Raw genomic sequence first — 12,015 nt, forward strand, 5'->3', positions numbered from 1 at the left:
CTTAAACTCTGCATATCAATATAGAAAGAATTTCAAACAAAGCGTGTAGGAGGGCGAGTATGGTTACGATTAGTTTATGTATGATAGTACGAAATGAAGAAAAAAGCTTACACAGATGTTTGTCTACCATTACAAGTCTCGTAGATGAAATTGTTATCGTGGATACAGGCTCGACGGATAAAACGAAAGAGATTGCGTTGTCCTTCGGAGCTGTAATTTATGATTTTGAATGGATTGATAATTTTAGTGCCGCACGTAATTTTGCCTTTAGCAAAGCTACTCAGGAGTACATTTTGTGGCTTGATGCGGATGATTATATAAAGGAAGAGGATCAGATTCTTTTTAAAAAACTAAAAGAAATCCTGCCAGGACATATTCACAGTGTGAACATGCAATATAATCTGGCTTTTGACGAAGCGGGAAATGTCACAGCTAGTTTACGCCGCAACAGGCTGGTTCGGCGCAGCTGCAACTTTCAATGGATTGGGCCTGTTCATGAGTATTTAGAGGTAAGTGGTCCTTCTTTTAGTAGTGATGTCTGCATCACACATGAGAAAGATAAGGAATACACAGATCGTAATTTGCGGATTTATCAAAAACGTGTTGCACAGGGTGAAGTATTTTCGCCGAGAGACCAGTATTATTATGCGAATGAATTAAGGGATCATGCTATAAATGAAGAGGCTTGCAAATACTATGAGATTTTCTTAGCGGGTGGGCAGGGCTGGATTGAAGATAATTTCCAGGCTTGCCTAAAGCTTGCCGAATGCCGGGAACGGCTGGGGGATAAAGACGGTGCTTTTGAAGCGTTATGTAAAACCTTGCAGTATGATAAACCACGGTCAGAGTTCTGTTGCCGACTGGGGGCACTTCTGCTGGAAAAAGGCCAGTTGCATCCAGCCGCATACTGGTATGAGCTAGCGATTCAGCTACCGCGGGATAACGATTCGATGGGGATGAAGAATGGGATCTTTTATACCTGGCTGCCGCATCTTCAATTGGCACTTTGTTATGATCGTCTCGGCCAACACGAGAAGGCGAATCATCACAATGAAACGGCGTTGAGTTTTTATCCATCCCATCCTAGTATGTTATACAATCGCACCTATTTTAAAAATCTGCTTGGCGATAAATATGTAGCGCTTCAGGCTTAATTTAGTAAAAGAGATGCCCCAGCCGTTCTGATTATGACTGCTGGGGCATTTATGTTTTTTTTGGAGCTTGCAAGATTACTGGCAGTGGGGAACCTTCCCGTGATCCCCGGCAAGCTTCGCGGATTTGCTCCAGATTTCCGCGTAGGAAGCAGCTATCGGACCCAGCTGACCTTAAACGTTGCTTTATGCCACATTTGGAATTCTAACGGACCGCATAGTCGCTATTGACCATAAACACACTCGATTTGGAGCAATATCTCAGGAATAGCTGCACTGGAGTCCGAAACTGTGCTCAAAAGGCGATAAATGGGCAAATAGCGTCATCTGAGTCCGGAAGCACCTGAGGCGAGAGTGGGGCGGGTGGTTACTGGATGTAAGAGTGAGGCGGATAGTTACTGGTAGTCTTGGGCTTTTCTATGATCCCCGGCAAGCTTCGCGGATTAGCTCCAGATTTCCGCGTAGGAAGCAGCTATCGGACCCAGCTGACCTTAAACGTTGCTTTATGGCACATTTGGAATTCTAACGGACCGCATAGTCGCTATTGACCTGAAACACACTCGATTTGGAGCAATATCTCAGGAATAGTTGCACTGGAGTCCGAAACTGTGCTCAAAAGGCGATAAATGGGCAAATAGCGTCATCTGGGTCCGGAAGCACCTGAGGCGAGAGTGGGGCGGGTGGTTACTGGTTGTAAGAGTAAGCTCGGCGTAAATGACTCCGGTAGTGTAGGAGAAAAGGCGTGGCGGATGATTACTGGGTGTAAGAGTAAGGTATGAGGTGTAAGATTCCCGGTAGCGTAGGAGTAAAGGTGCGGTGGATGATTACTGTGTGCAAGAGTGAAGCGGATAGTTACTGGCGGAGTTGCGCTGTCCCCTTGATCCCCGGCAAGCTACGCTAATTAGCTCCAGATTTCCGCGTAGGAAGTAGCTATCGGACCCAGCTGACCTTAAACGTTGCTTTATGGCACATTTGGAATTCTAACGGACCGCATAGTCGCTATTGACCTGAAACACACTCGATTTGGAGCAATATCTCAGGAATAGTTGCACTGGAGTCCGAAACTGTGCTCAAAAGGCGATAAATGGGCAAATAGCGTCATCTGGGTCCGGAAGCACCTGAGGCGAGAGTGGGGCGGGTGGTTACTGGTTGTAAGAGTAAGCTCGGCGTAAATGACTCCGGTAGTGTAGGAGAAAAGGCGTGGCGGATGATTACTGGGTGTAAGAGTAAGGTATGAGGTGTAAGATTCCCGGTAGCGTAGGAGTAAAGGTGCGGTGGATGATTACTGTGTGCAAGAGTGAAGCGGATAGTTACTGGCGGAGTTGCGCTGTCCCCTTGATCCCCGGCAAGCTACGCTAATTAGCTCCAGATTTCCGCGTAGGAAGTAGCTATCGGACCCAGCTGACCTTAAACGTTGCTTTATGGCACATTTGGAATTCTAACGGACCGCATAGTCGCTATTGACCTGAAACACACTCGATTTGGAGCAATATCTCATGAATAGATGCACTGGAGTCCGAAACTGTGCTCAAAAGGCGATAAATGGGCAAATAGCGTCATCTGGGTCCGAAAGCATCAGAGGGGAGAGAGTGAAGCGGATAGTTACTGGCGGAGTTGTGCTGTCCCCTTGATCCCCGGCAAGCTTCGCTAATTGGCTCCAGATTTCCGCGTACGAAGTAGCTATCGGACTCAGCCGACCTTAAACGCTGCTATATGGCACATTTGGAATTCTAACGGACTGCATAGTCGCTATTGACCTGAAACACACTCGATTTGGAGCAATATCTCATGAATAGATGCACTGGAGTCCGAAACTGTGCTCAAAAGGCGATAAATGGGCAAATAGCGTCATCTGGGTCCGAAAGCATCAGAGGGGAGAGAGTGGGGCGGGGGTTACTAGATGTAAGAGTAATGTTCGGCGTAAATGACGCCCGGCAGCGTAGGAGTAAAGGTAGACAGTAATTAATATTCAGAAGATATCCCAAAGAGGGTAACCCAGCATCCATGAACTAGATGCTTGGTTACCCTCTTTTAGTAAGCTGGATTGTATTGTTGTTCCTTCTTATAATCGTTTGGAGGGAGACCTACCTCTTGTTTGAAAAGCTTGGAGAAATAGGAGTAGTTGCTATAGCCGACTTTGTTCGCGACGGTATATACAGACATATTTGTGGTTTCTAATAGATGTTTCGCAGCAGCGATTCGGACGTGGATGACGTAGCTTCCTAATGAAACCCCAGTTTCTCGTTTGAATATCCTTGCCAGGTAATCAGGATTGAGATAAACAATTTCAGCCAAATCATTTCGGGTCAGGTCATCGCCGTAATGTGAATGAATGTATTGTTTGATTTCTTCTGCGACGGACTTAGGCTGGGCAGCAAAGTCACGATATTTCATGGCTGTAGTGACAAGGTATTTAAGATATTCTTCCATATCCTCGATTGAATCCAAAGAGTGCATAGATAATTTATCATTAGTTTTGCCAGAGTATAATTTGTGCGATCGTATCCCTTTCAGGTTGAGAAATGAATAGACTAGCTGAACTACATCTAAACGGAACAAGCTAAGGACAGAGGTCTCAAGTGTTCTATTGTTAAGCATGACCTTTAAATATTGTGTAACTTCTACAAGAAAAGCAGTGAATTTATTCTGGTTCAGCAGCTCTTCCAAATAGGCAAGATCCGGTGGTGCATAGCCCGGTTTATTTTGCTGCAGATAAGCCTCCACCAAAAAGGTCTGATTTCTGCATCTCGTAATTTCCTCATCCATAGTCAGGGATTGTTTTAGAACATTCCCTACATTACTCAGTTTATCGTATAAGCCAATATTGCAGCAGACATCACATTTTAAATAAGGATTCGCCTTTTGAATAAAAGAAGAACATAATGCTTCAAGCCGTTGCGTGTCTGGTGCCTGGTTCCATTTTAAAATGGCGATCCAGTTATAATCTCTATATTCCAGAATGCTTTCGATGGTAAAACAAGGGTGCTGAAACAATTCGTACAATACATTTAGCAGGGCAAAATCAAACAGATCCTTTTCTTCTTTTCCCATGCTGCCATTGTAAGGGAATAAGTTAAATATCAAAGGCTGTAGAGTATCGCTCATTTGATAGGAGAGGTTTTGTTCTTCAATGGCATGTGTGATGTCTGCCAACTTAATCGGAAATGATGTACTGCCACTAACTAGCTTCCGCCAAAAATGTTCAAGAATCTTCGCCTGATTTTTTTGCCAAAAGTAACCGCCCTGAATGGCTTTTTCGTTTTTTTGCTGCTCTTTTGCTTGGGTGACCGCCTTTTGGATGATCAACATCAGCTTGTCAAATTCAATGGGCTTGAGGAAATATTCAAAGCTCTGCAATTCGATTGCTTTCTGCGCATAGTTGAAATCTGCATAATTGGTAAGAAGAATTGTCTGAATACTATAATTTCCCTCGCGAATCCATGCTAGTAATTCCAGTCCGCTGCCCTGCGGCATTTCAATATCTGAAATCAGAATTTGAACAGAATGCTTTTCTATTATTTCACGTGCTTGAGCGACATTATTAGCCGTATAAACAGTATCAATGTGGAGTGATTCCCAATCTATTTTCTTTTGCAATGCGGCAATAACATAAAAGTCATCATCAACAAGCAGTACATTCATAGTTTGCTCTCCATTCATTTAGATTTATTAGGAAGCTTCGGAAGATATAAGATTACACTAGCACCGCCGCCCTCCAAATTGGAGAAGGTGACGGTTGCTCTTTTTAAATATAGGTACTCTAGTCTTTTAAGCGTATTCATAATGCCGATTTGCGTACCTTTACTTTGATCCAAGGGCTCTCCAAGATTAAGTTTCTCTAACACCTGAGGTGGAAAACCGGGACCGGTGTCGGTGAGCTGGATAACGAGCATTTCTTCTTCCTGTTCCATCTGTAATCGTTGTACTGTAAGTCTGATCTCGGCTTCATGTTCGCGTGAAATCGCATATTTAATTGAATTTTCGATAAAGGTTTGCAGCACTAACGGTGGAATTTCCACACTGCCTGCCTGATCCTCTTGTTCGATGTAATAAATAAATGCGTCCTGATAACGTTGCTTTTGAATCTCCAAGTAGGTTCGGACATGCTCGATTTCATCCTCCAACCGGACAAAATTCTCGCCATTCTGAAAAATGTAACGGAAATACTTAGAGGTAGACAACGTCATATTTTCAATTTCTTTATACATATGAATTTGCGCCATGCTATAGATGCTAGTCAGACAGTTTAAGAAAAAGTGTGGTTTAATCTGTAGCTTCATATAGTCCAGCTGTATTCTTTGTTTCTCCAGTTCCTGCTCGTACATAGCGATTTTAAAGGTTTTGATTTGTTCAACCAAGCCTTTAAACTGAGTGTTTGCTTGTTCCAGCTCTATAATCTCACTGCTTTTGAAATCTGCGGGTTGCCCAGACTCATTAATGAAAGCAAGGTTATCGGAGAAGCTTTGAATCGGACCTAACACTCTTTTTTTGAAAAAGAGCAGAACAATGCATAACGTGGAGGTCACAATGAAGAACAATAACATAATAAGCAGCTGGGCAATCATGATTTTTTCGAATATGCCATATTTAATGACCATTTTGGTGCTGAAGGTGGTGTCTGAGAATGCGCTGTTGATTGTTGTACGCGATTGCAAAAGATTAGCGAATCCCTCATTTTCCGTTATTAACGTTCCGCTATTGGAGATCGGACTGGTTAAAGGCTGTTCATTCTCATCTACTAGAGAAACATAACCATTGGCGCCAAGATTAATTTGGCGTAGCGGCCGGATCAGATTATCTGCGGAGATCAGTCCAATTAAATAGCGATTGTAATAGGGCACGATATTAATTACATAATAATGGTTGTTCACAAGAATAGGCGTCCATTTGGAATAAAACTTCTCATACATCTCCTTATCATCAATATAAGAAATAATCTTCTTTTTCAGCTCCCTGTAATCCGTATAGGTTACGCTGATCGGTGCGCAATTCAAAAAATAGGTCTCATTTTTCAAATAGTAGAAGAAGTTATACTCATGCCCGTAGTTTTTTTGCAGCTCGGTAAAGCGTTTGAACAGATTATCATTTGCCTTTAAGAACTCGATACTGTTGACCCCGTAAGTATTCATCGTTAGTAAGCTCTCATCGTTCCCAAGCGTCCAGCCCATATAGTGATTAATGTAGGCAAAATCATGATTAATACGATTGATGTAAAGCGCCGCAGTATCCTGCAAATTCCGAGTGGACTGCTGCTTAACGATGGAAATGGAAGCGATGCTGATTCCTAAATCCAGAATAAGGACTGTGAATGAAACCAACATCATGACTTTTATATAATGGCGAATGGGGTAGGTTTTATGTTTCGCTGTTTTTTTGATCATAAAGTCATTATAAAACCTCTGCGTGAAAAAAACATAAGAACTCGCTAGTGATTTCCCTCAAAGTCCGGATAGCACATACAGAAGTCGGGATACTGTTATTAAATCTCCCCAAGTAGAGCATTTAGCTTTTGTATTTTTTGTAAGCGAATTCAAAGGTCTGGATAACCGTCTTAATGTGTCCGGAATACGAAAAAATAAGAAGTTATTATAAAGCTATTCAGATGCATTTTGATAAATTGAAATGGGGGATTAAGAGATGAGTCAACACAGTAAGAAAAAAACTGCAAAGAAATGGACTGTGGGTCTGCTGGCGGCTGCGATGGTATTTGGAATTGCTGGCTGCGGCGGTAACAACGGGAATAATGCAGCGACAAATGAAACGAGCAGCTATAACAAAGAAGGTCTGCCGATTGTGAATGAGCCTGTGACACTTAAAGTGCTGACTGTCCGTTGGGGGAGTATGGGGGACACCTTTACGCAAAACCAATGGCTGAAGGATCTGGAGAAAAATACGAATGTCAAAATCGATTGGCAAGTAATGTCCTCCAATGACTGGGGTGAGCAGAAGTCGATTATGCTGGCAAGTGGCACGCTTCCGGATATCGTTTTGGGAGATCAAACCTTTGGGGATGCCGATATCGTAAATAATCTGAGCTTTTTCCGGCCGCTTGATGATTATATCGAGCAAAATATGCCTAATCTCAAAGCAGCTATGGAAGAAACCCCAGAAATGAAAAAAATCAGCACATTTCCTGACGGGAAAATCTACTCCCTGCCAACAAGACTTCCTGCACGTCCAAAAAGCTCACGTCAGCCTGTGATTAACAAGACCTGGCTGGACAAATTGGGCTTGAAGGTGCCTGAAACGATTGATGAGCTTTATAACGTGCTCAAAGCTTTTAAAGAACAAGATCCGAATGGGAATGGAAAACAAGATGAGATTCCTTTTATTGAAATTGGTAATGACTTGATTAGTCCTTTCGGAATTGCCGATTTAAATAACAATAATATGATCATCAAGGACGGAAAAGCGATATATTTCCCTATTTCGGAGGAGTTCAAAGAAGGTCTCAAATGGGAAAATAAATTGTATGCGGAAGGCTTGCTAGATAAAGAGGTATTCACTCAGGACGATACGATGAGATCGGCTAAGTTCCAGAATCCGGATGCTCCAATCGTAGGCTTTACGTACCAATGGACTCCAGACGCCGTGTTTGGGAAATGGAGCGATCAATATGTGACGATTCCACCGATTGCCGGACCAGATGGTAAACGTTATACGATCGGGAATCCGATTGGGATGAATCTTAACCGTAATGAGCTGCTGATCACCACGTCCTGCAAATATCCTGAGGTTGCCGCACGTTGGGCAGATCAGTTCTATACTGACGAAGCGAGCATTCAGAATTTCTGGGGTGCGATTGGAACGGTTATTAAGAAAAACGATGATAGCACTTATACATTGATGGATCCACCAGCTGGAACCAGCGCAGATGCTTGGTATTGGGATCAATCGCTACGTGATTTTGGACCGAAATATGTGAGCCCATCCTTTGAATCGAAAATTGTCCTGAACCCTGAAAGTGGAGATGGACTGAAGCTGCAGCTGGATAAGCTGGGCAGTGAATATGTAACCACACCTTTCCCTAACGTAATGTACACTTCTGAGGAGTTCGAGGAGCTGCCAACCTTGACTACGGATATCGACAGCTATGTGAATACTATGCGGGCGCAATTTATTAGCAAAGGCGGAATTGACGAGGGCTGGGATGCTTATGTGAGCAAGCTTAATAAAATGGGACTTGAAAAGTTAGTTAAGATTCGCACGGATGCTTACAGCCGTTATATGAACGTGAAATAACCTATTCGTCTTTCGAAAAAGGTGCTGCCCTGCAGGATAGCTGTGGGGTAGCATTCTCTATTTTAAATAAGGAGGGGATGTCATGAAATCTAGTCCACTTCATTTCGGGCGGAAATTCGGACAAATCAAACAAAATTGGGGTCTCTATCTATTGCTTTTTCCTGCTGTAGTTCTGACGTTATTATTCGCGTACAAGCCAATGTACGGGGTGCTGATTGCTTTCAAGGATTATAGCCCGGCGTTGGGAATTGGAGGCAGCCCTTGGGCTGGATTCAAGTACTTCGAGAAATTTTTTCATTCCTATCAATTTTCATCAACGATTAAAAACACATTGATCATCAGTGTGTACAGTCTGATTACCTTTCCGATTCCAATTATACTGGCGCTGATGGTTAACCAGATGAGACCTAACCGGTTCAGACGTTTTTTCCAGACGGTGTCCTATATGCCGCACTTTATCTCCACAGTAGTAATGGTGGGTTTAATGATGATTTTGTTCTCACCTAGCACCGGACTGCTGGGCAATATATATAGTCTTTTTGGAAAAGAGGCTCCTGATCTGATTGGCTCCGCTGGATTATTCAGCAGTGTATATGTTTGGTCGGATGTGTGGCAGCATGTCGGCTGGGACAGCATTATCTTTATCGCTGCGCTCTCCGCAGTTGATCCTAGCTTGTACGAGGCGGCAACCGTAGACGGAGCAAGCCGGATGCATAAAATTCGTTATATCGATATTCCGATGCTGATGCCAACAGCGATAACCTTGCTTATTTTGCGGGTCGGTGGATTGCTTGGGGTTGGGTTTGAAAAAGTGTACTTAATGCAAAATGACTTGAACATCACTTCAAGCGAAATTCTTTCTACTTATGTCTACAAAATTGGCTTGCTCAGCAGTCAATACAGCTTTTCCTCGGCGATCAACCTGTTTAACACCGTTATTAATTTTATTTTATTGATCATGGTCAATCAGATTTCTAAAAAACTAAGCGAAAATAGCTTGTGGTAGAAGGGAGGAGAATTGAAATGGGAGGTTTAGAGACAGTTACTAAAGGGAATGTGGGGAAAATAAAGAAGAATCGTTCTTCGGATACTATAATGGAAATAGTGATGTATGTTATATCAGCAATTTTTCTAGTTATCTTAATCTATCCGCTGTATTTTATCGTCATTGCTTCGTTCAGTGATCCTTCCGCGGTGGCGGGGGGGCAGGTTTGGTTATTTCCTAAAGGGTTCACCTTCGATGGTTACAAAGAGCTGCTGCGTCATGAAAATATTTGGATCGGTTACTGGAATACCATCATGTATACGGTGGTAGGGACGGCAATCGGTTTAATTGTAAATATTTCTGCGGCCTATGCGTTGTCCAGAAAGGATCTTGTGGGGCGAAAATATCTTTCCCTGTTTTTCATCTTTACGATGTTTTTTAATGGAGGGTTAATTCCGACTTTTCTAACGATCCGTGATTTCCATCTGTACGACACATTTCTGGTGATGGTACTGCCTTTCTCCGTTGGGGTGTTTAACATTATCGTTGCCCGCACCTTTTTTCAGTCGAGTATTCCGGGAGATTTATGGGAAGCTGCACAGATCGATGGTTGTGGAAATCTTCGATATTTTGTACAGATCGTTTTGCCACTATCGAAGGCGATTATTGCCGTGCTGGGTCTATGGATCGCCGTTGGTTACTGGAATTCATATTTTAATGCCTTGATCTATTTGAAAAATCCTAATATGTATCCTTTGCAGCTGATTCTGCGAAATATTCTGATCACCAATCAGATGCAATCGGGGATGGGAACCGGGGAAGCTGCGCAAATCGCACTACGACTCGCCAATATGATGCGGTATTCTGTTATTATCGTGGCAACGGTTCCGATTATGTGTGTGTACCCCTTTGTACAAAAATACTTTAACCAAGGGGTAATGATCGGCGCAGTGAAGGAATAGTACATTCGGCTATTCTACTAACATTCATTCGTAAGGAGCAAGAACGTTATGAAAAAGCAACAAAAAAACAGGATATATAGAACAATCACCGTCATTCTTTTAGTGACAACGTTGCTTGCTAGCCTTACTGCCTGTAAAGGGAGCAATGGGGTTAATTCTGTTGAACCTGAGCCGGGCGAATTTAACAAAGAAGGATTGCCGATAGTGGATAAGCCTGTGACGCTGAAAGTACTCACTGTCCGGTGGGTAAGCATGGGAGATTCTTTTACCGAGAATCAATGGCTCAAGGATTTGGAGAAGAACACGAATGTCAAAATCGAGTGGCAGGTGATGTCCTCCAATGATTGGAGTGAACGGAAGTCTATTATGCTGGCCAGTGGCACACTTCCAGATATCATTTTAGGGAGTCAGACCTTTGGAGATGCGGATATCGTCAATAATTTAAGCTTATTTCGGCCGCTAGATGATTATATTGAGCAAAACATGCCTAATCTCAAAGCAGCTATGGAAGAAACACCGGAAATGAAAAAAATCAGCACCTTTCCTGACGGGAAAATCTATTCGCTGCCTGCAAGATTACCCTCACGTCCTAAAAGCTCACGTCAGCCTGTGATTAATAAAACCTGGCTGGACAAATTGGGTTTGAAGGTACCGGATACGATAGACGATCTTTATAACGTGCTAAAAGCATTCAAAGAACAAGATCCGAATGGAAACGGAAAACAGGATGAGATTCCTTTTATCGAATTAAGTAATGATCTAATCAGTCCCTTCGGAATTGCAGATTTGAATAATAACTTCATGGTGGTCAAGGACGGAAATGCGGTTTATTACCCGATTTCAGAGGAATACAAAGAAGGGCTCAAATGGGAGAGCAAATTATTTAAAGACGGATTACTTGATAAAGAAGTATTCACTCAAGACGAAACGATGAGATCGGCAAAGTTTCTAAATCCGGATGCTCCAATCGTAGGCTTCTCTTATCAGTGGACGCCAGACGCTATGTTTGGCAAATGGAGTGATCAATATGTGACCATTCCGCCAATTGCTGGACCAGACGGGAAGCGCTACACCGTTGGGAACCCGTATGGGATGAATCTGGAACGCAACGAGCTGTTGATCACCACATCCTGCAAGTATCCAGAAATTGCAGCACGCTGGGCGGATCAGTTCTATACCAATGAAGCCAGCATTCAGAATTTCTGGGGTGCCATTGGAACGGTGATTAAGAAAAATGACAACGGTACGTATACATTGATGGACCCTCCAACCGGCACCAGTGCGGATGCTTGGTATTGGGAACAGTCACTCCGGGATTTTGGGCCGAAATATGTAAACCCAGCTTTTGAAAAGACTATCTTTCTAAATCCTAAAACCGGAGATGGACTGAAGCTACAACTCGATAAGCTGGGAAGTAACTACACAACACCACCTTTCCCCAACGTAATGTACACTGCAGAAGAGTTTCAGGAGCTACCGACCTTGACCACCGATATTGATAGTTACGTCAATACAATGCGTGCTCAATTTATAATCTCAGGTGATATTGACGAGCAGTGGGATGACTATGTGAAGCAGCTACGGGGGATGGGCCTCGAAAAGATGGTGAAAATTCGGACAGATGCTTTCAGCCGTTATATGGGCGTTGAATAACAAGAAATGAGGTTTTTACTTG

7 protein-coding genes are annotated in these 12,015 nt (G+C 43.0%); 5 read left to right on the forward strand and 2 right to left on the reverse strand.

Annotated elements, in window-relative coordinates; translation table 11 throughout:
- The first annotated feature begins 59 nt into the window (after positions 1-59).
- Positions 60-1,154: a glycosyltransferase gene (locus NSQ91_RS11560; RefSeq protein WP_076280902.1), complete on the forward strand. Its 1,095-nt coding sequence runs from the start codon at positions 60-62 to the stop codon at positions 1,152-1,154.
- Between the two features lie 2,028 nt (positions 1,155-3,182).
- Here NSQ91_RS11560 and NSQ91_RS11565 read toward each other — a convergent pair.
- Both NSQ91_RS11565 and NSQ91_RS11570 read right to left on the reverse strand, forming a co-directional pair.
- The gene (locus NSQ91_RS11565; protein WP_076305632.1) at positions 3,183-4,793 is read right to left on the reverse strand and encodes a response regulator transcription factor; all 1,611 of its coding nucleotides are present in this window, start codon (positions 4,791-4,793) and stop codon (positions 3,183-3,185) included.
- 14 nt (positions 4,794-4,807) lie between these two features.
- Positions 4,808-6,532 (reverse strand): sensor histidine kinase, encoded by a 1,725-nt coding sequence (locus NSQ91_RS11570; protein ID WP_076130368.1) that lies wholly within the window; start codon positions 6,530-6,532, stop codon positions 4,808-4,810.
- A gap of 256 nt (positions 6,533-6,788) precedes the next feature.
- On the opposite strand from NSQ91_RS11570, the gene NSQ91_RS11575 reads away from it, so the two are divergent.
- The 4 genes from NSQ91_RS11575 (at position 6,789) to NSQ91_RS11590 (ending at position 11,993) form a co-directional block, all read left to right on the forward strand.
- On the forward strand, positions 6,789-8,393 hold the full coding sequence (locus NSQ91_RS11575) for an extracellular solute-binding protein (RefSeq protein WP_076130367.1): 1,605 nt from the start codon (positions 6,789-6,791) through the stop codon (positions 8,391-8,393).
- Between the two features lie 82 nt (positions 8,394-8,475).
- A complete protein-coding gene (locus NSQ91_RS11580; protein ID WP_076130366.1) occupies positions 8,476-9,399 on the forward strand; it encodes an ABC transporter permease in 924 nt (307 codons plus the stop codon).
- Between the two features lie 17 nt (positions 9,400-9,416).
- Positions 9,417-10,340 carry a carbohydrate ABC transporter permease gene (locus tag NSQ91_RS11585; protein ID WP_076130365.1) on the forward strand — a complete coding sequence of 308 codons (924 nt, stop codon included), beginning with the start codon at positions 9,417-9,419 and terminating at the stop codon, positions 10,338-10,340.
- 48 nt (positions 10,341-10,388) lie between these two features.
- Positions 10,389-11,993, forward strand: coding sequence for an extracellular solute-binding protein (locus NSQ91_RS11590; RefSeq protein WP_076305633.1), 1,605 nt, complete (start codon positions 10,389-10,391; stop codon positions 11,991-11,993).
- Positions 11,994-12,015 lie beyond the last annotated feature (22 nt).

The sequence above is a fragment of the Paenibacillus sp. FSL R7-0048 genome, from assembly GCF_038004505.1.
GTDB classification, from domain to species: Bacteria; Bacillota; Bacilli; order Paenibacillales; family Paenibacillaceae; genus Paenibacillus_AQ; species Paenibacillus_AQ odorifer.